The organism is Megasphaera indica, assembly GCF_046614755.1.
Lineage (GTDB): Bacteria > Bacillota > Negativicutes > Veillonellales > Megasphaeraceae > Megasphaera > Megasphaera intestinihominis.
Genome location: NZ_JBKKJR010000002.1, coordinates 60,304 through 82,068, shown reverse-complemented (window position 1 = coordinate 82,068; position 21,765 = coordinate 60,304). Strand labels below are relative to the sequence as shown.

Here is a 21,765-nt window from a genome sequence, read left to right as displayed (position 1 = left end):
TATACTTATGTAGTATAAATATTGGGGAAAGAAGGGAATCTATCTATGAATATTACCGTTTATCTCGGCTCCCGCTGCGGGAACCGGTCTTGTTATGCTGATTATGCTTATGCGTTAGGGTCCTGGATTGCCCGCCACGGGCACACCCTCGTTTACGGCGGCAGCCGGACCGGGCTCATGGGGAAACTGGCTGACGGTGCCTTGCAGGCCGGAGGCCAAGTCATCGGCGTGGAACCGCAGTTCTTCATGGATGAGGAATTACAGCATGAAGGCTTGACGAAACTGATCGTGACGCCGGATATGACGTCGCGCAAGCAGCAGATGATGGATTTAGGCGATATCTTCCTGGCCTTTCCCGGTGGTATCGGAACGCTGGAAGAAATCAGCCAGGTCATGAGCCAGGTGAAACTGCATCAGATGGAAGGGCGCTTTGCCTTCCTCGACTTCGATGGCTATTACCAGCCCATGAAGGCCTTGATCCAGCAGATGAGCGACGAAGGCTTCGTCGACGAGGATTGGGCCGACGCCGTACCCTTCCTGCCGTCCTTTGCGGCTCTGACGGCCTTTGCCCTCGGCCGCGACCTGCCCAAATCCGGCGAAACGTGGCGCCATTTCAAGAATCATATGTACCGCATCCTCGATTTAGCTGACGACGCCGAAACGGGCGAGACTTACGTCGTCTATAAGACCTTATATGGCGAATACCGCGACTTCATCCGGCCTCTGGACATGTTCCTCAGCGAAGTGGACCATGACAAATATCCCGACGTCCGACAGAAGTGGCGCTTTGAAAAAACGGCGGGACTCTGCTCGTGGAATCCCGCCATTTCCAGTCAATATCTGAAGAAATGAGTCTATAAGCGTTGAATCGCATCGAGGGCCAGCGGCGACCGTTCACATTCGTCGTGTGCTTTCAGGCGCAGGACCAGGTCCTTGGTGACCAGGATGGGCTGGCACTGCTGCAGATGACGGCAGACCTTGAGGATACGATTGTCGGCCTGATCGTCTGGCAGGGAATCGGGAAGGGCTTCATGGATGCAGTTGATTTCGATACGCAGCGTACCGCCGTTATCCAAGGGGACTCCGTCGAGTAGATTGCCTCGGAGACGCAGGCGTTCTTTTTCTTCAGCATACCAGCCGAACATATAGAGTCTGTAAAGACGGGGCAAATTCTATTGCAATTCTTCCGCTGTCGGATCGACGCCGAACCATTTTTGATAGAGCTTGGTATACGTCCCGTCAGCTTTCAAGTCTGCCATGGCCTGGTTGATGGCCTTCAGTTCGTCTTCATGGCCTTTGTCGATGGCCATAGCTGAACCGGCCAGTTTCTTCGGTTCGCCGACGACTTTCAGATTGTTCATGCCACCTTTGGAAACATAGTATAAGGCGACGGCTTTGTCGATAGCGACGGCGTCACTGCCGCCATTCTGGAGTTCCTGCAGGCACTGATAGTTGCCGTCGAATTGTTTGAGGACAGCCCCTTGTTTTTCGGCGAAGTCCGCTGGTTTCGAGCCGGCCTGGACGGCTACGGTCTTGCCTGTGATGTCATCCCAGCCATGGATGGTCGTATTGTCTTTCTGTACGACGATGACAGAACCACCGATGTAGTAGGGAGCTGTAAAGTCGACTTGTTTTTTCCGTTCTTCCGTCGCCGACATGGCCGAGGCGATCATATCAATCTGGCCGCTTTTTAAGGCTGGAATGAGGGCGTCGAAGCCCATAGCCTTGATTTCAACTTTGCGGCCCAGTTTTTCACCGATGGCGTTGGCCAAGTCAATATCGAAGCCGGTATATGTATCGTTTTCTGCCATTTCAAAAGGAGGGAATGACGGTTCCGTCCCAACGATAAGCGGTTTGTTCGTCTTTGCGGCAGTTTCTTTTGACTGTGTACCACATCCTGTTAAGACACTCATAGCCGTCAGTGCGGCCAGGCCGGCCAGTATCCATTTTTTGTTCATGTCCATTCCCCCTGATGATCTGATAAAGATGTAATATTAAAACATATGAATAATTATACATCAAAAGATGGAATTGTCAATATTTACATAGAAAGCTTATGCTGAAGTATATCCAGAAGAAAGGCAGGGGAAAGCAGGGATTTCCTACTTTCATGTAGAATAATTTTATAAAGGATTGTCTGTTAGATATGTTACAAAAAGTACCTTGTAATCGGTGAGGTGATACGATTGTCTTTGGAAAATCAGGAATTGGCCTGCGTGCAGGCTTTTTTAGAAGATAGGGCTTCAGAACAACTCATGACGCGGTTGTTGGCCGATGCCGGAGAAGACTATGCATGGTTCCGGCGCCTGGCTCAGCATATGTTCCGCAGTCACCTTTCGCTAGACGAACAACGGGAGCTCTTGGAAGCGGCCAAGGCGGATACGCAGGGCGACCCCGAAAAAATCCAGGCGGCCCACGATGCCCGCTTGTTGCTGCTAAAATCGGGGATGTGTCTTTCCATCCATGAATCGTGGTATCTCCATAAAGTGAAGCAAATGCCCTTAGAAAAAGCCTTTCGCCAAACCATGACGCGCATTGTCGTAGGCTTCGGCCAGCTCATGTCAGAACCGGGGATTCCCAACGATTTTGAAATGCAACTATGGTATCGGATTCAAGGATAGCATTGCATATAAGAGAAGGGAGTAGGATACTATTGAATCAGAAAGAGTGGGACCGCATGATTGGCCAGGAGCTGTACGACCCGTTCAATGTCCACGATGACAGCTTCCAGCGGGTCCATGCGGCGCAGCGGAAATTCAATGCTTCTGACGATTTGAACGACCGTCAGGCTTTTGAAGAACTGAAACGCTGTTTTGCCCAGGCGCCAGATGATATGGTGCTGTTGGCGCCGGTCTACTTCGACCATGGTGACCGCATCCGCTTTGGCCGTCATTTCTTTGCCAATACGGGACTGACCATACTAGACGAAAACTACGTCACCTTTGGCGACAATGTATTTTTAGCACCTCACGTCAGTATCTACACGGCCGGTCATCCTATCGACGCCGAAGTCCGCAATACCAACCTGGAATACGCCAAACCGGTCACTATCGGTTCAGACGTCTGGATTGGCGGTAATGTCGTCATCAATCCCGGTGTCACTATTGGCGATGACGTTGTCATAGGTTCCGGTTCCGTCGTAACCCATGATATTCCCAGCCATGTCGTCGCAGCCGGGAATCCCTGCCGGGTCATCCGTCCCATTACACAAGCCGATGCAGACCTATGGCATCGCAAGTTATCGGAATACAAAGAATTAATATTATCCCACATAATCCCACCCAAACAACCAATGAGAAACGATATGCCCGAAAAACAAATCATTGCGAAAAAAATTAATGATTGGTTAAACGCTTGTGTTGATGAGAGCGGTGCTTTCTTTTTGAATACCATAGAAGCTGGCCGCCCTAAATCGCGTCCTATCAGTTTCCACATGCTGAAGGACGGGGTTAATTATTTTGGTGTCGGCGCAATGAAAGAAGTCTATCGCCAAATGCAAGAAAATCCTTATGTAGAAATTTGTGGACTTATGGGAAAAGGAAAACTCTTTTTCCGTTATTATGGCAAAGCCATTTTTGAAAAGGGGGATGAACTGGCACAAGAAGCACTGGCCAAACCGGGATATCCGGTCATGAAGAAAATTTATACTCCCGAAAGTGGCAACCGTTTCGCCGTTTTCCATTTAGAAGATGCGACGGCTGAAAAAAGGGCCATGATGTCCGTATTAGAAACATGGAATCTTTGAATCAAGAAAGGAAGTGTCCTTATGGCAACACACGCATTATGGAATCTCTTACAACAACTGAAATCCGATTACGAATGGGTAGAACTCAGCCATCGGCTGAACAACGACAGCCCGTATTGGTCAGGCATGCCTGAAGGCTCCGTAGAAATCGGGAAAACCGTTTTCGATTGGGGCAATCCCATGCTGGAATGTTTGATCCAGACATTTAAATTCCCCGGCCAATTCGGCACGCATATTGATTTCCCAGGCCATTTTGCAAAGGGACAGCATTGTCAGATGGCTTCGGCGTCCAGCACATGGCTTATCCCTTAGTCGTCATTGACATCAGCGAAAAAGTAGCCAAAGACGTCCATTACGCCGTCACCGTCGACGACATCAAAGTCTATGAAGCCGCTTATGGTGACATCCCGGAAGGCGCCTTTGTCGCCCTGCGGACAGATTGGGCCAAGAACTGGCCGGACAACGACAAGCTCTGCGGTTTCGATGAAGAGGGCAATGAAAATGCGCCAGGCTGGTCTTTGGAAGCCTTGAAATACATCTATGAAGTCCGCCACGCCGCAGCCAACGGCCACGAAACCTTTGATACCGATGCCTCTGCCGTCGCAGCTGAAGCAGGGGACCTCATCTGCGAACGCTACGTCCTCAGCCAGGGCCACGTCCAGATCGAGCTTTTGGATAACCTCGACAAGGTAGCTCCTGCCGGTGCCATCCTCCTGGCAGCCTGGCCCAATATCGAAGGCGCGACCGGACTGCCTGTCCGCGTCGTAGCCGTTACACCGAAATAGGGAATGTACCGCTTAATAGAACAAGAGGCTGTCTTACAACGACGGCCTCTTGGATTTTATCTGGATAAGAAAAAAATCAGTTGTCGACCGTACTTCCCAAAAGAGCGCTTCAATAGAAACGGGATATCTTGGGCCAATATCATCGACAACTGATTCTATAGGAACAACTGTGGCAGTACCTCTACGGATTCACGCTCTAATGAGGTGACGCCTCCGCAGCCAATACCAGCAATTGCTTCTTCTATATTATAGATGTACTATACGGCTAAGTAAAGATCAAAATATCATAAAATAGAAAGGATATCAAAGGATATCATAAAATAGAAAGGATGTGGTAACATGAAACGCCTTATTCTTAGCATATTCTCATTATTGATTGTATCAATTTCTACCGTCTTTGCTGCCATTCCTGATTCAGAATTTGCGATTGGCGGTGTCACTATTGGTTCATCGGCGGACTATGTACAATCTATTTACGGAGAACCGACACACATTTCGGATAAAGTACCCAATGCTGAGGGCGGATACAGTTATAGCTATGCCTACGGGGCATCGTTTTACATCTTTTTTGATGCCAATACCAATGTCGTGACCGGTATCTTTTCAACGGCCAATAACGGCTTGACTACACCGGTTGGACTAACAGTAGGCATGGATGCTGACGCTATTGAACAAGCCTACGGAGAACCCTGGAAAAATGACCGCGGGTATATTTCTTATCATGAAGAAGGAAAATGGCTGGTATTTGCAACTCATAACGGAAAGATTACAGAAATTAAGTTGTTTGATTATGTTGTGTAAATTTGAAATTTCTCACCTAATTTCGGTGGCATAAAAAATAAGCGAATATGCTATATAAAGCTTGAATCGGATTTGCAGACATGTTATACTTAACGTAGCTGAAAAAGTTAGTGAGTTCCAAGTAGGAACAATAAACCCCCACGGTCTGGACACCGTGGGGGTTTTGCTTTTTATAGAGAGCTGCCTCTTAGGCTGGTTGCTCGTCATCTGCCGTTCAGCCATTTGCAGATGTAGTAGCTAATTACACCTGCCATAACGGAGAGGAAAAAGTTAGTGAGTATCTCCAAAGTAGAAACACCTCCTTTCTGTTGCCAGATTGGAGGGAGCAACATAAAAAGTATAGCAGATTTTCATGCCTGAAGGATAGAGGCATGGTGTAAAAAAATTGCATTGATAATAAAGAAGAAATGTACTGTGGCTGGAGTCTGTAAAAACATGGAAACAAATAAAACCAGAATGACCAACTGCAAATACAGCTGGCCATTCTGGTTAATGATGGAAGTAACTGATGAAGTGATTGGACAATGAAAGTGAGCTATGAGCAGCCAAAAGCTCATAAAACACATGCTCATTATAGTCACCATGAATCGAAAGGTCAAGAAAGAGATTCTAAGGAAATGAGCAAAACAAGGCCAAGCGACATCAGTACTTGAATTTTTATGCCTCCAAAAATTGCTTTTTCGAGGGCTTTTTTGCCGATATTTTGCCGACTTTGATATGAAAAACGAGGAAATTTGACAGTTATTGAGAAAAAGTGAAGATGGTGTTACTTGTTGGATAAATGGCTTGGTTATGCGGATAGAAAGTGTTACAATATGTGCCTGAATTCTCATTTAAAATAACTTACGATAATTTAACGTTATCGGAAGTAATTGAGGGGCTATTTCTACCCCATGCTCAAAATGACTGCAAAATCGCTGTATCGAGTTCTTCGCAGTCATTGATTGAATTCATTTATTTTATCTTGGCTATTTGTGATTCTCCCTGCTGATATGCTATTATTTTTTGATGAAAAGTTTTTCTGTGTTTTAAATATATATATGTATCTGTTTGCAGATATATATATTGTTAGGCTTATGCAGGCTGGTTGGAATCGGATATAGGATCCGTGGTATTTTTGGATACACTAAGCGGAGTCGACGCCTGGATTGTGCGAATCTCTATATAGTCCGCGATATTGTCGTATTATCGCATGATTTAGTACAGGCTGATGTGTTATATTATCTATGGATATGGGCCTTTTCTATACAGTGTGTTCTAATAGTGGAGCTAATCAACTTTTTTTGCAAAAGCCGCCTTTTCTCGTAAAAATAGTTCAAAAAATTATTTCTTGAAATTATTTCTTGCGAATGATTTTCTCTGGCAGTATAATTACATTTATCTATCAATTTATTTTTACGGAGGGTTATTCGCGATGCAGCGATTTTTGTCTTATGAAAATACGATTTTAGCCGTCGTCATGATGGTGTCTTTCATCAATCCTTTTACCAGCAGCGCCCTGACGACAGCCCTGCCTGGCATCGGTACGGCTTATGGTGCGACTGATGCTCAGCTCAGTTGGGTCATTGAGTTGTTCTTGATTTCTTCGACCGTGACCATCATGCCAATCAGCAAGATTGCCGACCGGATTGGCAAGCGTCATATCTTTTTATTCGGCGTCTCCTTGTTCTGTGTTTCTTCGCTGGCCGTTTATTTTGTGAACTCCTTGTACGGTCTGTTCTTGCTGCGCATCCTGCAGGGGCTGGGCAGTGCCAGTATTTTCGCGACCAGCATGGCCATCGTATCCCTGGTCACGCCGCCACAGCGCCGCGGCCGGGCCATGGGCTTTACGATTGCCGCTGTATATTGCGGCCTGTCCTTTGGGCCTGTCCTGGGCGGCTTCTTTTCTTATTACTTAGGCTGGAAGACGATTTTTTATTTCATCGCCTTCATCTGTGCCCTGGCCTGGCTGATTGCAGCCCGCAGCATGACGAAGGAAGAATGGATCGTCAACGCGAAAGGCAGTCTCGATTTGCCTGGCAGTCTGTTGTATGCCCTGGCCATGATTGCCATTATGGTTGGCTTATCGGAAGTAATGACTCTGGCATACGCCAAATACCTCTTAGCTGCCGGCTTCCTCTTGTTCCTGGCATTCTTATACGGTGAATGGCGCCGGAAAAGCCCGGTCCTGCCAGTCCGTATTTTTGCAGGAAACCGCGTCTTCTCTTGTTCCAGCCTGGCGGCCATGCTCAATTACTGCGCGACCTTCGGCATCAGTTTCCTCTTATCCATTTACTTGCAGCGCATTACCGGCCTCAATGCCCGCGATACGGGGCTGGTCTTACTAATTCAGCCCGTACTGATGGCCCTCTTATCCCCTGTCACCGGGGCCCTGTCGGACCGTATCAATCCAGCCGTCCTGGCTTCTTCCGGCATGATTTTGATTACCTTTGGCCTCTGTCTCTTAGCGGTGGATGTCTCTTACCCTTTTTTCTGGCTCATCGCCCTGGCCCTGGTCATCATCGGCATCGGCTTTGCCCTGTTCACGGCACCGAATAACAATGCTATCATGGGGTCTGTGACGCCAAAATATTACGGCGTTGCCTCGTCTGTCGTCAGTACGGTCCGCCTCATCGGTCAGGTCCTCAGCGTGGCTATCATCACCCTGATCCTGTCGCAAGGCGGGGCCTCGGCTGCCTCGGATTGGCTGGCCCAGCACATCCAGCAGGCCTTCATCGTCTTTACGATTCTCTGTGCCATCGGCATCGTCCCTTCAGCTGCACGGAGTAAGTAGTGATTAGTAATTCGTGGTTCGTGGTTCGCAAAAAAGCGGCTGTCGCATTAAGCAAGAAATGCATAATGCGACAGCCGCTTTTTTGAGTTTGAAGTTAAAAGTTATAAGCTATGTTTTTTATTTTACAAAATAATGAGCCGAGTCGTCGACGAGACTGTTTTCCAGGAGGGCCTTGAATTCCGGGGCGCTCATGCCCGCTGCCTGAGCGGAGAACTGATAGTCCCCGACTTTCCAATGAGCCGCATAGGACGTGTCACTGATTTTTGCTATGCTGACGGTGACGCCGTCGATGACCTGGTCTTTCCAGGTTACGCTATAGATGCCAGAAATGTCTTTTATGGATTTATCGGCTTTCTGCGGCATCGTGCGGACGCGGACCGTCGTTTCCGGCTGTCCTAAGCGCTGGAAGCCGATATCTGCCGTGTTTTTGCCGATCAAAGAAAGATAGTAGCAGCTGAAGCCTGCGTCGCGGGTCAAATATAAGGGCGTAAAGCCGGCGTCTTTGACGACACTTTCATAAGTATCATAAGTTACGATGGGATTGGGCATGCCCATGGCCTGGACCTTCGGCGTGCTGGCAGCCAGGGAAACGCTGCCGATCATCAAGGCCGCACAGGCTAATACAGCGGTTCTTTTTACAGTATATTTCATTTTCTACACCTCGTTCACCATAAAAAAAATTAAACGTTTAAGTAACTATGAGTATACCCAAACGTTTAATTTCTGTCAAACTAAAAACTATTCCCACGTTTTCCAGACTTCTGGCACGTAGCCGACGGTCGCCTTGGCACCATTGCGGACGATGGGCGTCTTTAAGACTTGCTGGTTCGCCAGCACATTGGCATCTTTTTCGTCATCGACGGCATATTGGATGCGGGCCAGCGTATCCTGATCCTTGCATTTCGGATTGAGCATGGCATCGAGGCCGCCGACGGCCTGCTTGACCTTGGTGTATTCGCCTTTACTCAGGCCTTTTTCTTTCAAGTCGATGAACTGGGCCTTGATGTTCCGTTCTTTGAAATAGCGGATGGCTTTCTTGGTATCAAAGCACTTTTTCGTGCCGAAAATCTGGATATTCATGGGATTCCTCCTAATGAGCAGCGGACTGAGGGCTGTGGACCTTCTTTTCCGCGGCTTCTTTTTCTTTATTAGCTTCGATTTCAGCCCACAACTTGTCGGCTGTCGGTTTCCACTGTACGGCATAAGCCTTGCATTTATTATATAAGTGTTCTGCCGATTCCGGCGACTGCAGGTCCGTCGATTTGGCACCGCTGCGTTTGACCATGGCGGCTAAATACTGCGGATTTTCAAGCATCGGACACGGGCGCAGATGGTTGTGGTTGAAGGGCTGGCCTTTGGCATATTCTTTGAAGAGCGGCTGCTGCAAGCATGAGAGCAGGCTCTGATTGTTGATATTGGCGCTGGAATAATGGATGAAGACGCACGGTTCGACGTCGCCATTGGGGTTGATATGGCAGTAATTGCGGCCGCCAGCGACACAGCCGTCGATGAACTGGCCATCGTTCTGGAAATCGATGGCGAAAATCGGCTTGCCCCCCTTTACGCTGCGGATTTCGCGGACCCGGCGTACCATATAGGCCCGCTGTTCTTCTGTCGGCAGCAGGTCCAGCGAGGCGTCGTTGCCGACGGGCATATAATGGAAGTACCACGTAAACCAGACGCCCTTCTTGATAAGCAGGTCCAGGAATTCGTCAGACGTGACGGTGTCGATGTTTTTCCGGGTATAACAGATGGACGTCCCAAAGACGATGCCGTGCTTGCGCAGGAGGTCCATGGCGTGCATGACCTTGTCGAAATCGCCTTCGCCGCGGCGGCTGTCATTGACTTCACGGAATCCTTCGATACTGAGGGAGAAGCTGAGATTGCCTACGTCCGTGACTTCGTCGCAAAAAGCATCATCAATGAGCGTACCATTGGTAAAAGCGTGGAATTCACAGTCCGGGTGTTTCCGGCACAGACGCAGGATATCTTTCTTGCGCATGAGTGGTTCGCCGCCCGTGAGCAGGTAGAAATGACAGCCCAGGGCCTTGCCTTCGCGGACGATTTTATCCATGACGTCGAACGACAAGTTCAGCGTATGACCGTATTCAGCAGCCCAGCAGCCGATGCAATGCAGGTTGCAGGCGCTGGTCGGGTCGAAGAGGATGGCCCAGGGAATATTGCAGTGATATTTCGCCTTGGCGGCGTCGCGCGTACGCAGACCGTAAAATCCAGCTTCAAAGCCCAGGTCCATGACGGCCGTCTTGACGACATGCGGGTTCAAGGTATCCAGAGCCGTATTGAGGAAGCGGAACCATTTGCCCCCTTCATCGATGAGCCTGCGTGCATCGTCAAAGGATTCCTTTTCAAAGAGGTCGCCAAACAGATGCTGCATGACATAAGATAAGCGTTTCAATGTTTTTTGACGGTCTGCCGGATTCCGTTCGGCCATGATGCGGTCGACCAGGATTTCGACAGCCTTCTTTTCGATACGATGGGTTAACTTGCTCATACCAATCATCTCCTACAAAATTAAACAATTGAAACGGCGCTGTTTCTATTTCTTTGTATAGTTCTATTATACGCTTATTTTAGAAAAAGTCAAAAAGTCAATATAAATTGGAGAACAAAAGGCTTTTACTTTTTTGATAATATACTTGTATAGTATTTATTTACACCATAAAGGGGGATTTTTTATGGCTAAGAAAGAAAATAAGTTCAAGGGGTATGACATTTCGACACAGGCTGTACACACTGGTGTCGGTTATGACGCAGAAACGGGCGCTGTCCGCCGGCCATTGCACATGGCCAACAGCTACAAGCTGCCCGATGATCTGTCGAAGGTCAATTATTCATCGACGGATTTGCTGATGTATGCCCGTAACGGCAACCCGAATCAGCATTGGCTGGAAGAAAAAGTAGCGGCCCTTCATGGTGCCGATGACGCCATCGTCCTGGGAAGCGGCGTCGCCACCCTTCACGCCTTGTTCTGGACCCTGCTCAAGACGGGCGACCGCGTCGTCTATCCGAAAGTCAGTTATATGGCAGTCTACATCCCGGTCATGAATTGGCCAAGAAACAGATGAAGCACGGCTTTGGCGGCGTCATTTCCTTTGGCATCGCAGCCGACGACAAGGCCGTCGAACGCTTCTGCGCAGCTTTGAAAGTCGTCACCTTCGCCGTATCCCTCGGCCATGACGAAAGCCTGATTTTCCCGCAGCCCAGCTACGATGAACGCATCAATCTCTACCCAGAAAAATTCCGCAAGGGCTTCATCCGTTTCAGCATCGGCCTGGAAGACCCGGACGACATCATCGGTGACCTGGACCAGGCACTGAAAGCCATCGGCTTATAAAGTCAGCGGAACCAGCGGCTGCCGTACAAGAGAATCGATTGGGGAATCCACCCCGACAGAAAACGGAGCAAGGTCGAGACGACATCCGGCGTGATGACGACTCGGCCTTTTTTCACGGCCTGGAAGGAGCGGCGGGCAACGGCTTCCTTCGTCCCGGCCAGGGGAAAATGGCGGAACCGCCGGCCTTCATCGGTCTGGCTGGCCGTCGCGATGAATCCTGTATCTTTCACCCAATACGGACAAACGGCAGATACGAGGATACCCTGCGGTGCCAGTTCCACGGCCAGTGCCCGGCTGTAGCGTAGGAGAAAGGCTTTCGTCGCCGCGTAGACAGCTAGTTCCGGAATGGGCAGGAAGGCTGCGCAGGAACAAATCTGGACCAGATGACTGCCGGCATGACAATAAGGCAGTACAGCCTGGACCAGGCTGACAGCGGCCCGGTCGTTGAGGTCGATCATGTTTTCCAGGACGCCTGCCGGAACGGCCGCCACAGGCCCCATCTTGCCAAAGCCGGCGGCGTGGATCAAATAACGGACCGTGACCTGGCAGGCCGCTAAGGCTTGCTGCAGCGTCAGCAAAGAAGCCCTGTCCGTCAGGTCCAGGGCGTAGATACGGCTTTTCGTCGTCAGTTCTCCAGCCAGGGTTTCCAACTGGGGCCGGCGCCGGGCGACGAGCCAGATTTCATCCAATCCTTCTTGGTCCAGCAATTTCGCATATTCCCGGCCCAGCCCGGACGAAGCGCCGGTGACGATGGCTATTTCCATAAGACTCCCTCCTGACAAGAACGATAGCACTGCAAGTATTCGGCTTCGACGTCGGCAAAGGGACGCGGCCGGTAATCGGGGATACAATGGACCTGTGGCGGCTCGCCCTGAGGCTGGTCGTGCAAGAGATAGGTCAGGTCATACCAGAGGAAATCATCGTCAATCCCTTTGAGGAGGCGTGTTTCCCCTTCCGTCAAGGGCTGGCCTAAGAATTTCTCATAAATGATAGCCAGCAATTTGGCTTCCGTCTGCCGGTATATCGGTATGAGCTGCTTCATCGGCCGGGGCACGTCGGACATATAACACTCCGTCGCATCGTGTAGTAAGGCGGCCAGGACCAGCCGGGACGGCAGCTGGCGGGCCATCGCTTCTTTGGCGCATTGCAGACAATGCTGGCCGACGGAATAAAAAGTCGTCACATGGCCGTTGCCCCGACAGATGAGGGACAAGGCGTGGGCAATATCTTCGATGCAGATGCTTGCCGGGTCGGGATGGGTGATATCGAAAAACTTTCCGCTGTAGGTAGTGATTTGAGGAGACATGATATAAGGGGTTCTTCCTTCTTTGTATTTTTGAGTTTTGTTATATTATTCCGATAAGTGTTACTTATCGGAATATTAAGGTTTTATGCTATATTTACGGCATCTTGCCGCCGCGTTTGCCGCCATGATTTCACAAAATCAAATCGAGCTTCTTCATGGCTTCCCGATTGCGTTTATCCGTAATCGTATCGTAAATGTTCGCCGTCGTGGCAATGGTAGAATGGCCCAGCCGCTTGGAAACGTAGTCGAGCTCGATGTTGTTTTCCAGCATCATCGTCGCATGGGTGTGGCGGAAGGAATGGAAACTGCCGCCACCGAATTCCTTTTTGCACCACATATTGAAGTACCGCATGTCATTACTGTTCATGGGACGTCCGTCTTCACGGGTACAGACGAAATCGCTTTCGACGTAGTCGTCGCCGTAAAGACGATGGTTCTTGGCCTGCTGGGCCTTATGGCGGAGCAGAGCCTTGTATAAGGTTTCATTAAAAGGAATAGTCCGGACCGACGACTTCGTCTTTGGCGTGGCCTTGCAGACGGGCACACCCTTTTTGTCATACAAGGTACTGACCACGGAAAGCGTGCGGTTCTCCATGTCGATATGGGACCATTGCAGGGCCAGGCATTCGCCGACACGCAGGCCCGTACAATAGGCAATCATGCACGGCGCATAATATTTATGCCCTACCGGGAAGGCATGGAAAATAATCTGTATTTGCTGATGTGAAAAGATGACCGGCTTTTTCCGGGGAATATCGAATTTCGGCATCTTGACATTGGCCATGGGATTGATTTCGATATACTGGCGGTTGGAGACGGCCCAGCGCATGGCGTCGTTGAAGACCGTGAAAATAGATTTGACCGTTGACCGGGAATAGCCGTCTTCTTTCAGGCTGTTGATCCAGTCCTGGATTTCTGCCGTCGTCAGCGCTTCCAGGGCATAATTGCCAAAACGGGCACCAATATGCCATTTAATGATGCCGGAATAAGAATCATACGTATTAGGGCCTAAATTGATGCGCACATCCTTTTCCAGCCAGTCCCGCAAAAAAGCCATGACTTTGACTTCCGGCTTTTCCGGCAGCTCCCCGTCTTCATCCAGGGCTTTCATGGCCTGGCGATAGGCTTTCGCCGCCTGGGCATACGAAGTACCGCCGACGCGTTCCACCCGCTGCCTTCCCTGACCATCTTCCGTCGGGACTTCAATCGTATAATACCATTTCTTGCCTCGTTTTCGTAAATACATATGCGGCACCTCCTTTGTTTACTATTGTACTATGAGAAAAGACAAGATGCAACAAACGTTCCTGCTGAATTTGCCGATTTAAAGGAAATAAAACAAGTTCCCCATGTAATTACTCATAAGATGATAAAAAACGCCTCATAAGGCCATTTATGAAAATCAGGCGAATTTTTCGCAAAGAAAGAAACTATGTTCGACGAAACGATTATCCCTTCAGCGAACATAGTTTCTATTTGCTTTATTTGGCCGATATGGTACAATAAAAACAGAGATAGTCCGATGGCGACACATCGGCTCTCCTCTATGTTTGTGTTTGAAGAAGGCCGTGTACTGCAAGGTATGCGGTTTTTTTCAGTTCATAAATTTATTTCTTATTAGCTGAAATAACCAGCACAATAAGCGTAGCAAAAGCTATCATTAATGATAATGCTTCGTATACACTCATGCCGATCACCCCGCTTTCGCGAGGAAAACCGAATACATCGAACTATCTCATAAAAATAAGTTTATCATTTTTTTATATGAACTTCAAGATGTAAATTTCCAAGCCGATGATAGAATCAACATTAGCAAACTGTTGTATTCGGTAGAAGCAAAGCACAATTTTTATGAAATATTTACGCTGTTTATACATTCCTTTGTTATACTGAAAAGACTAACACAGAAAAGGAATGATATCATGAAGAAACTGACTTATGAAAATATTGCCCATGCCAAAGAGCTGAATGTTTATTTAGAACAGGGAAACCGGGTCCTCGATGCCCTGGGGTATACGGACCATTCGCAAAAGCATACGGCTAAAGTGGCCGTCACGGCCGGCAAAATTCTGAAGAAGCTCGGCTATGACGCCCACATGGTGGAACTCGTGCGCATTGCCGGTTATATGCACGATTTGGGAAACAGTATCAACCGCGTAGACCATGCCCATACGGGGGCCCTCATGGCGTTCCATTTCCTGCGCGACTGGGGCGCACCGCCGGAAGATATTGCCGCCATCATCTCGGCCATCGGCCAGCACGATGAACGGAGCGGCATCGCTTTTGACCCCCTGTCTGCCGCCCTTATCCTGGCCGACAAGAGCGATGTCCGCCGGGACCGCGTCCGCAACACCGTGCCGGAAACCTTCGACAAGCACGACCGCGTCAATTATGCCGCCCTGTCGTCGAAGCTCCACGTCGATACGCACAAGAAAGTCATTACCTTGAACATCGAGCTCGATGAGTCGATTTGCTCCATGATTGATTATTTTGAAATCTTTTCCCAGCGCATGCTCATGTGCAAGCGGGCAGCCGAAGTCCTGGGCCTGCGCTTCAAACTTGTAGCCAATGGCAATAAAATTGCATGACAGCTTCTAACTACATATAATTGCTATAAAAAATACATATTTAGCAGCTTATCGAAAAGAAGAATCGCATGTCGACAAGGCCCGGACGACGACGGCCTGGTCATAATAGCGCTTCCAGTCGGCCCGTTCGGCTTCGGAACGGCTGCCGACGGTAAAGCCGAAGGTCAGGCCATAAGGATAGCATGGAACCAGCGATTCGGGAAAGACGATGAGCTGTGCCCCATTCCGGCCGGCCTCCTCGATTTGATGGACGACTTTCTGCAGCGTCGCCTGTTTATCGAAGAATACAGGCGCAGCCTGCACGATAGCGGCGCGTAGTTTCTTTTCTAAATTTCGCATAGCGAATCCCCCTCATTTCTTTTTTCTTAGTATATCGTAATTTTAAAAAATGTGCTATACTGATTCAGTCCACAGTTTACGGACCGATAAGGATAACGACTGTGCAGTTTTCAGGCTGCCGTCGTTATCCTTTTTTGTATGATAAAGGAGGGCCTATGTATTTGCTCATCGATAATTACGATTCTTTTACGTATAATTTGGCCGATTTAGTGGCGGAAACGGGACGCGACGTACAGGTCTGCCGCTGCGACCAGATTGAGCGGAATGAGATTGCCGCTTTGAAACCGCAGGGACTGATTATTTCGCCTGGGCCGAAACGGCCGGAAGACGCCGTCCATTCCCTGTCCATCGTCCGTGCTTTCTGCCGTACCCTGCCTATCCTGGGCGTCTGTCTGGGCATGCAGGTCCTGGCCTATGCCGCCGGGGCTGCCGTCACCCGTGGGAAGCGCCCTATGCACGGGAAAGTCACGGCGATTCACCATCATGGCCGGGGCAGACAGCCATCGATGCCTTGATGGCCCTCTTTCCAGGCGGCTCCATTACGGGTGCACCGAAGCGGCGGGCTATGGAAATCATCGATGAAATCGATGAATTAGAATTCAGCCGGCGCCAGCTTTATCACAGTTTCGCCAGAAGACTCCTTCCTCTTAGATAGGGGATGAATAGCGATGGATTTCGCAGGTTCGATGCCTGCGAAATCCACCCTATGTCTTTTCCATCTTAGCCTTTTCACTTCGTCTACGGTATAATGGTAGATAACAGAGGAGGTGAATCCTAGATGTACTTGACGCAATCGAATGTCATCCGCGGCTTGTCAAAACAAGAGTATACGATGCTCCGGGAAATGTGCCAATACAGCAATAATCTGTATAATGTAACAGTCTATACGATTCGGCAGCATTACTTCGACACCCAGCAATTCTTGCGGTACGAAGAAAATTACCCCATTTGCAAGGGAAATGAAAACTATGGCTTGTTGCAGGCCGGTGTTGCTCAGCAGATATTGAAGATGGCCGATCGCAGTTTTCGTTCTTTTTTCGGGCTTTTTCAGAAAGTCAAGTCCGGTGACTATAGTTCAAAGGCTGTTCGCCTGCTATACTATCGTGAAAAAGAGGGCCTCTTCAGTCTCATCTTGTCCACGAACGCCATCAACATTAAAAATGGCTTCCTAACGGTGCCGATGAGCCGTGAATATATGAAACGCCATAACGGGCATCGGATTCGGATTCCTGTTCCCGACAGGCTGAAGGATAAGACAATTCAGGAAGTCCGCATCTGTCCCATGTATGGCGGACGGTATTTCAAGATTCAGTATTGCTACTTACAGGACCCAGAACCGGTGAAAACCTCGCCAGACCGTGTCCTGGCTATTGACTTGGGCCTGGACAATCTGGCCGCCTGCGTTACCAATACAGGGACGTCGTTCCTTATGGACGGTCGTAAACTCAAATCTATCAACCAGTATTGGAACAAACGCAAAGCCAGACTCCAAAGCATTGCTGCCAAGCAGGGCCAGAAGACGACGAACCAGCTCTGTCAGTTAGCGAAGAAACGCAATTTCCGGATGCAGGACATCCTTCGCAAGACAGCCCGTTACATTGTTAATTTCTGCATTGACCATCAGATAGGGACCATTGTTTGTGGTTATAATCGAGATTTCAAACGAGGACTAAAACTGGGCAAAGTGACGAATCAACATTTCACCCAAATCAGCCTGAGCTATCTGCGTAGTACCTTGAAACATCTGTGTGAACGCTACGGGATAACCTATCTGGAACAGGAAGAGTCCTATACCTCTCAGGCCAGCTGCCTGGATTTAGATGCTATTCCCGTATACCAGCCGGATACACCCTATACAGGAATGTTCAGCGGGAAACGAGTTCGGCGCGGCCTGTACCGCTTCGCCAACGGCAGGACGGCCAATGCCGACATCAACGGCGCCGCCAATATACTTCGTAAAAGTAAGCAGAACTTCGATTTCGAGGGACTGTGTAAGGGGCTTTTGGACAGCCCTTTGAGAATAAGGCTATCCTGATTTCAGGAGGAAACTTAGACAGCAACCTTCTCAAGAATCTCCCGCTTCTATAAGCGGGAGAGGTTCAAGGGAGTATGTGGATAGTATGGATAAGGAGGATTGGGTATTGAAAATACTCGCTTCCGATAAAAATATAAATTTTACATCCCGCGCCAATCCTTATGCATCTATGGCCGACCGTCCAGGTTATGTCATCGCCCTGTCGTCCATCCGCCGCAATGAAACGTCCCCACTGGTACGGCATAAGACCTTTAATTATGGCGACTCGATCTTAGCCAAACGGCAGGCCCGGCCCGAAGGTATTGACGAACCGATTTTCTGCAATATGCAGGGCCAATTGACAGAAGGCGCTGTCAGCAATCTCTTTTTCATCAAAAACGGGCGGCTCTATACGCCGCCCGTCGAAGCCGGATTATTGCCAGGCATCATCCGGTCTTATCTCTGTCAATGTTATGATGTCATCGAAAAGCCCTTGTATCCGGAAGATATCCGAACTTTCGACGAATGTTTCCTGACGAACTCCCTCATGGGACTCATGCCGGTCCGCCGCTTTGGCACCGTCGCGTTTCTCGTATCCCCTGAGACGCAGACGGCTGCCTTATTCCGCCGTTATGAAGCAGACAAAAGCCTGCCCTTCCCGCTCTCTATAAGACGAGCTGGTGAAAGACCTGGCCGTCCATGTCTTTCCAGGTGACGGTGTCCCCGTCCCAGAGGAGATAGCTGTGCGGGCTGTTTTCTTTAGGAAGCGACGTCGAGCCGGGATTCAAGTAATAGTTATCCTGGCCGAAGGGCTGCCAGACCGGGACGTGCGTATGGCCGTGGAGCAGGATGTCGCCAGGCTGCATGGGCGGCAGGGATTCCAGGTTGTAGCGGTCGCCATGAGTCGCATAGACGAGGCGGCTGCCCTGGGTCAGGATGGCATAGGTGGCCATGATGGGGAATTCCAGGACCATCTGATCCACGTCGGCATCACAGTTCCCGCGGACACAGAGGATGGCCTCTTTGACTGCGTTGAGCATGGCAAAGACTTCCTTCGGCGCATAGTCCTTGGGCAGGTCGTTGCGCGGTCCGTGATAGAGGATATCGCCGAGCAGGACCAGGCGGTCAGCCCCTTCCCGCTTCCAGGCGTCGAGCATACGGCGGCAGTAATAAGCAGAGCCGTGGATATCTGAAGCAATGAAGAATTTCATTTATTTCGCCCCTTTCTTGGCATCGATGGCGGCAAAGACCGTACAGTAGTTGCCTTCCGGCGTCCGGCATTTCGAGCAGTGGACACAGCGGGCCGGCCGCAAATCGCCCTGGTTCCAGCGGCGGACCAAATCCGGTTCCGATAATAAGGGCCGGCTCAGGCCGATACCGGCCAGTTTCGATGTCTTCAAGGCCGTTTCCATCTGCCGCGGGTCCTTGAAGCCGCCCGTTACATAGACAGAGACGCGTACGGCGTCGGCTATGTCTTTGGCATAATCGAGGAAATATCCGCCGTCGCGGATGACGTGGCCATCCCATTCTAGGCCGATTTCCTGCTGGGCCTTGCCGTGGATATTGCCGCTCACTTCGATGGCGTCGATGCCAGACTGCTGCAGGCGCCGGCAGATATCCAGCGAATCTTCAAAGGTCAGGCCGCCTTCAAAGAAATCGGAACAGGTAATCTTGATCCAGATGGGGAAATGCGGGCCTGCTGCCTGACGGATAGCCGCGATGATATCGCCGACGATACGGTAGCGATTGGCCGGCGAACCGCCATAGGCATCGCTGCGCCGGTTGTAATAGGGACTGAGGAACTGATTGAGCAGGTACGAATGGCCGCCGTGGATTTCGACAGCATCGAATCCGCTGTCGCGGACGCGCTTGGCCGCCTGGGCATATTCGCCGATGAGGTGCTGGATATCGGCCGGACTCATGGCGACGCCGACAGTCCCGGTCTTTCGTTCCGGCACGGCTGACGGCGAAAAGATAGTCCGCCCTTCCCGCTCAAAGGTCGTCTTGGTCCCGCCATAGGCGATCTGCATCATGATCTTCGCCCCATAGGCATGGACGCGCCGGGTTAACTCCTGATACTGCGGGATAAAGGCATCGTCGTAAATGCCCATCATGCCGGCATTGGGCCGGTCTTCCCCATCGACGCGGGCATAGCCCGTACAGATCAGGCCCACTTCGTTCTTGGCCAGCTGGTCATAGATGCGATACTGTTTTTCCGACATATATCCCTTGGCATCGGCCAAGGCTTCCCACGTCGCACTGCGGAGGATGCGATTGCGCACGGGCATCCCGGCGATGACGGCATGTTCCAATAATTTCATATATAATCCCCCTTTTTTATCAATTAGTTAGCCACTAGCCACTAGCCACTAGCCACTAGCCACTAGCCACTAGCCACTAATCCAGTATACGAATTTTTTGCTGAAACTGCAAGGCTGAAGGCTTCACGGTATCTTTCATCCTTCCAGCGAACGGACAACCACAGCCAGCTGACTGACAGCCCGGCGGAATTCTTCCGGCGTCGTATAGGCATAGGACAGGCGCAGAGACTGGGTGTGGCGGCTGGAATAGATATCGCCGGGATTGATGAGGACGCCAGCCGATACGGCTTTGCGGAAGAGCAGTTCCATGGGAAGTCTGCTGCGGAAGGTAAGCCAAATATAGAAACCGCCCTGCGGCACCTGCCAGTCTGCCATGTCCGCAAAGACTTCGGACAAGGACTGACAGGCTGCCTGGCAGCGCCGCTGCAATTCACAGCGCAGCCCATCCAGATACTGTTCATAACGGCCGCTGGTCAAGAACCGGGCCAATACCTGTTGAGACAGGGAGCTGGCGCCATAGTCGATCTGCATCTTGACGTCGCCCAGGCGCTGTACGACCGGTTCCGGCGCAATCATCCAGCCGATGCGCAGCCCTGGCGCCAAAGATTTGGAAACACTTCCCAGATAGAGGACCCGGCCGCCAGGGTCCAGGCTTTTCAGAGATGGCGGCGGCGTTCCGTCAAAGGTCAGTTCTTCATACGCCCCATCTTCAATGATGGGCAGATCATAGCGGTTGCATAATTCCAGAAGCTGGATGCGGCGCCGACGGCTTAGGGTCCGGCCTGTCGGATTGTGGTTCGTCGGGATGGTATAGAGGACACTGTTCCCCCTATCTGAAGACTGGCGCAAGTGCTTTTCCAGGGCTTCCAGAGACAGGCCCTGGTCGTCCATGGGCAGGCCGCAGAGGCGAAGATGGGCAGACTGAAAGACCTGGAGCGACTTGACATACGTCGGGTCTTCAACGTAAACCGTCGCCCCGCCGCGAAGAAGGCCAGCCGATATGAGCTGGAGTCCCTGCAGGGCGCCAGACGTAATCAAGATGGACGACGGCGCCACGATCAGCCCCCGCTTCCGGGCATAGTCTGCCAGGGCCTGACGCAGGGTGGGCATTCCTAACGGCTCGACATAGCCCAAAGACGTAATATTGTCGGCCACGTCCCGCATCGTCTGGCGGAAGGCATCCTGCGGGAACAGCCTGGGATCCAGTTCGCCCGTACCGAGACGGACCAGACGGTCATCGAACTCCAGGGTATTGATGGCCTGGACGACTTCCTGATTGGCCCGGAAATAGCCAGCCGTCATGTAATGGTTCCAATCCGGCTGAACCGGCAGGCGCAGGGACCAGGCCGTACTGGCTACGACCGTCCCCTGGCTGCCCCGGCCCTGGAGTACGCCCGCTTCCAATAGCGGCTTCAGAGCCTGGTTCAGAGTACTCCGGTTCACATGGAAATGCCGGGCCATCTCGCGCTGAGACGGCAGGCGCGTCCCGGCCGGCCATTCACCGCTTTCCATTTTTCCATACATCCATTCGAGGATTTGCCGGTATACGGGCACGGCCTGCGCCGGGTCGGGATGCCATTCGATTTGTACGGGAATATGCCGCTTCATCACATCGTCTCCTTTTTGGTTGGTATAATTCACATCGCTTTGGCGGGTTGGAATCCGGCATAGCTCTGTTATACTGTGATTATACCACACGAACCAACTTTCTTTGGTTGGAAAAGAAGGAGGCTTTTTT

General features: G+C 50.6%; 27 protein-coding genes. 14 read left to right on the top strand and 13 right to left on the bottom strand.

The genetic code is table 11. The annotated features are described in order from the left end of the window. Positions 1-45 precede the first annotated feature (45 nt). Positions 46-852: a TIGR00730 family Rossman fold protein gene (locus tag ACFCTO_RS01910; protein ID WP_499876295.1), complete on the top strand. Its 807-nt coding sequence runs from the start codon at positions 46-48 to the stop codon at positions 850-852. A gap of 2 nt (positions 853-854) precedes the next feature. Here the strand turns inward: ACFCTO_RS01910 and ACFCTO_RS01905 are convergent, their stop codons facing one another. Both ACFCTO_RS01905 and ACFCTO_RS01900 read right to left on the bottom strand, forming a co-directional pair. Next, a complete protein-coding gene (locus ACFCTO_RS01905; RefSeq protein ID WP_499876294.1) occupies positions 855-1,145 on the bottom strand; it encodes a PIN domain-containing protein in 291 nt (96 codons plus the stop codon). A 27-nt stretch (positions 1,146-1,172) separates the two neighbouring features. Then, entirely contained in the window at positions 1,173-1,958 is a 786-nt protein-coding gene (locus ACFCTO_RS01900; RefSeq protein WP_499876293.1) for a basic amino acid ABC transporter substrate-binding protein, read from the bottom strand. A gap of 228 nt (positions 1,959-2,186) precedes the next feature. Between ACFCTO_RS01900 and ACFCTO_RS01895 the strand changes: the two genes are divergently transcribed. The 6 genes from ACFCTO_RS01895 (at position 2,187) to ACFCTO_RS01870 (ending at position 8,104) form a co-directional block, all read left to right on the top strand. Then, positions 2,187-2,621, top strand: coding sequence for a hypothetical protein (locus ACFCTO_RS01895; RefSeq protein ID WP_481324862.1), 435 nt, complete (start codon positions 2,187-2,189; stop codon positions 2,619-2,621). A 32-nt stretch (positions 2,622-2,653) separates the two neighbouring features. Beyond that, the gene (locus tag ACFCTO_RS01890) at positions 2,654-3,745 is read left to right on the top strand and encodes a DapH/DapD/GlmU-related protein (protein WP_499876292.1); all 1,092 of its coding nucleotides are present in this window, start codon (positions 2,654-2,656) and stop codon (positions 3,743-3,745) included. A gap of 21 nt (positions 3,746-3,766) precedes the next feature. Then, positions 3,767-4,057, top strand: coding sequence for a cyclase family protein (locus tag ACFCTO_RS01885; RefSeq protein ID WP_499876291.1), 291 nt, complete (start codon positions 3,767-3,769; stop codon positions 4,055-4,057). Continuing rightward, positions 4,042-4,530, top strand: a complete 489-nt coding sequence (locus ACFCTO_RS01880; RefSeq protein WP_499876290.1) for a cyclase family protein — start codon at positions 4,042-4,044, stop codon at positions 4,528-4,530. Before ACFCTO_RS01885 ends, ACFCTO_RS01880 begins: the two co-directional genes overlap by 16 nt. A 339-nt stretch (positions 4,531-4,869) precedes the next feature. Further along, positions 4,870-5,331, top strand: a complete 462-nt coding sequence (locus ACFCTO_RS01875) for a hypothetical protein (RefSeq protein ID WP_292301265.1) — start codon at positions 4,870-4,872, stop codon at positions 5,329-5,331. Between the two features lie 1,414 nt (positions 5,332-6,745). Next, entirely contained in the window at positions 6,746-8,104 is a 1,359-nt protein-coding gene (locus ACFCTO_RS01870; protein ID WP_499876289.1) for an MFS transporter, read from the top strand. 117 nt (positions 8,105-8,221) lie between these two features. Here the strand turns inward: ACFCTO_RS01870 and ACFCTO_RS01865 are convergent, their stop codons facing one another. The 3 genes from ACFCTO_RS01865 to ACFCTO_RS01855 form a co-directional block, all read right to left on the bottom strand. Further along, positions 8,222-8,755: a hypothetical protein gene (locus ACFCTO_RS01865; protein ID WP_499876288.1), complete on the bottom strand. Its 534-nt coding sequence runs from the start codon at positions 8,753-8,755 to the stop codon at positions 8,222-8,224. 87 nt (positions 8,756-8,842) lie between these two features. After that, positions 8,843-9,184 (bottom strand): arsenate reductase family protein, encoded by a 342-nt coding sequence (locus ACFCTO_RS01860; RefSeq protein WP_292261317.1) that lies wholly within the window; start codon positions 9,182-9,184, stop codon positions 8,843-8,845. 10 nt (positions 9,185-9,194) lie between these two features. Beyond that, positions 9,195-10,616: a radical SAM/SPASM domain-containing protein gene (locus ACFCTO_RS01855; protein WP_302484917.1), complete on the bottom strand. Its 1,422-nt coding sequence runs from the start codon at positions 10,614-10,616 to the stop codon at positions 9,195-9,197. Positions 10,617-10,800: 184 nt separating this feature from the next. Here ACFCTO_RS01855 and ACFCTO_RS01850 point away from each other — a divergent pair, with 184 nt between their 5' ends. Then, positions 10,801-11,190 carry a PLP-dependent transferase gene (locus ACFCTO_RS01850; RefSeq protein ID WP_499876287.1) on the top strand — a complete coding sequence of 130 codons (390 nt, stop codon included), beginning with the start codon at positions 10,801-10,803 and terminating at the stop codon, positions 11,188-11,190. Beyond that, entirely contained in the window at positions 11,172-11,459 is a 288-nt protein-coding gene (locus tag ACFCTO_RS01845; RefSeq protein ID WP_292302289.1) for a PLP-dependent transferase, read from the top strand. Before ACFCTO_RS01850 ends, ACFCTO_RS01845 begins: the two co-directional genes overlap by 19 nt. 2 nt (positions 11,460-11,461) lie before the next feature. Here the strand turns inward: ACFCTO_RS01845 and ACFCTO_RS01840 are convergent, their stop codons facing one another. The 4 genes from ACFCTO_RS01840 to ACFCTO_RS01825 form a co-directional block, all read right to left on the bottom strand. Next, entirely contained in the window at positions 11,462-12,223 is a 762-nt protein-coding gene (locus ACFCTO_RS01840) for an SDR family NAD(P)-dependent oxidoreductase (RefSeq protein WP_499876286.1), read from the bottom strand. After that, positions 12,214-12,765, bottom strand: a complete 552-nt coding sequence (locus ACFCTO_RS01835) for an HD domain-containing protein (protein WP_499876285.1) — start codon at positions 12,763-12,765, stop codon at positions 12,214-12,216. Before ACFCTO_RS01835 ends, ACFCTO_RS01840 begins: the two co-directional genes overlap by 10 nt. 130 nt (positions 12,766-12,895) lie before the next feature. Further along, entirely contained in the window at positions 12,896-14,011 is a 1,116-nt protein-coding gene (locus tag ACFCTO_RS01830) for a tyrosine-type recombinase/integrase (RefSeq protein WP_492001299.1), read from the bottom strand. Between the two features lie 361 nt (positions 14,012-14,372). Then, positions 14,373-14,426 (bottom strand): hypothetical protein, encoded by a 54-nt coding sequence (locus tag ACFCTO_RS01825; protein ID WP_363317077.1) that lies wholly within the window; start codon positions 14,424-14,426, stop codon positions 14,373-14,375. A 261-nt stretch (positions 14,427-14,687) separates the two neighbouring features. On the opposite strand from ACFCTO_RS01825, the gene ACFCTO_RS01820 reads away from it, so the two are divergent. Further along, positions 14,688-15,353: an HD domain-containing protein gene (locus ACFCTO_RS01820; RefSeq protein ID WP_020311145.1), complete on the top strand. Its 666-nt coding sequence runs from the start codon at positions 14,688-14,690 to the stop codon at positions 15,351-15,353. A gap of 48 nt (positions 15,354-15,401) precedes the next feature. On the opposite strand, the gene ACFCTO_RS01815 is transcribed toward ACFCTO_RS01820, so the two are convergent. Continuing rightward, a complete protein-coding gene (locus ACFCTO_RS01815; RefSeq protein WP_292301516.1) occupies positions 15,402-15,692 on the bottom strand; it encodes a nitrilase-related carbon-nitrogen hydrolase in 291 nt (96 codons plus the stop codon). Positions 15,693-15,847: 155 nt separating this feature from the next. Here ACFCTO_RS01815 and ACFCTO_RS01810 point away from each other — a divergent pair, with 155 nt between their 5' ends. The 4 genes from ACFCTO_RS01810 to ACFCTO_RS01795 all read left to right on the top strand — a co-directional run bounded on the left by ACFCTO_RS01810 (position 15,848) and on the right by ACFCTO_RS01795 (position 18,421). Further along, a complete protein-coding gene (locus ACFCTO_RS01810) occupies positions 15,848-16,207 on the top strand; it encodes an anthranilate synthase component II (protein WP_499876284.1) in 360 nt (119 codons plus the stop codon). Then, positions 16,207-16,347 carry a chorismate-binding protein gene (locus tag ACFCTO_RS01805; RefSeq protein WP_499876283.1) on the top strand — a complete coding sequence of 47 codons (141 nt, stop codon included), beginning with the start codon at positions 16,207-16,209 and terminating at the stop codon, positions 16,345-16,347. The genes ACFCTO_RS01810 and ACFCTO_RS01805 overlap by 1 nt, the downstream gene beginning before the upstream one ends. Positions 16,348-16,470: 123 nt before the next feature. Beyond that, entirely contained in the window at positions 16,471-17,727 is a 1,257-nt protein-coding gene (locus ACFCTO_RS01800; protein ID WP_499876282.1) for an RNA-guided endonuclease InsQ/TnpB family protein, read from the top strand. Positions 17,728-17,833: 106 nt separating this feature from the next. Further along, positions 17,834-18,421, top strand: coding sequence for an aminotransferase class IV (locus ACFCTO_RS01795; protein WP_499876281.1), 588 nt, complete (start codon positions 17,834-17,836; stop codon positions 18,419-18,421). On the opposite strand, the gene yfcE is transcribed toward ACFCTO_RS01795, so the two are convergent. The 3 genes from yfcE to pdxR form a co-directional block, all read right to left on the bottom strand. Next, the gene (gene yfcE / locus ACFCTO_RS01790) at positions 18,372-18,917 is read right to left on the bottom strand and encodes a phosphodiesterase (protein WP_499876280.1); all 546 of its coding nucleotides are present in this window, start codon (positions 18,915-18,917) and stop codon (positions 18,372-18,374) included. The two genes, ACFCTO_RS01795 and yfcE, sit on opposite strands and share 50 nt — an antisense overlap. Then, positions 18,918-20,027 carry an NADH:flavin oxidoreductase gene (locus ACFCTO_RS01785; protein WP_499876279.1) on the bottom strand — a complete coding sequence of 370 codons (1,110 nt, stop codon included), beginning with the start codon at positions 20,025-20,027 and terminating at the stop codon, positions 18,918-18,920. A 135-nt stretch (positions 20,028-20,162) separates the two neighbouring features. Next, positions 20,163-21,635 (bottom strand): MocR-like pyridoxine biosynthesis transcription factor PdxR, encoded by a 1,473-nt coding sequence (pdxR, locus tag ACFCTO_RS01780; RefSeq protein WP_499876278.1) that lies wholly within the window; start codon positions 21,633-21,635, stop codon positions 20,163-20,165. Positions 21,636-21,765 lie beyond the last annotated feature (130 nt).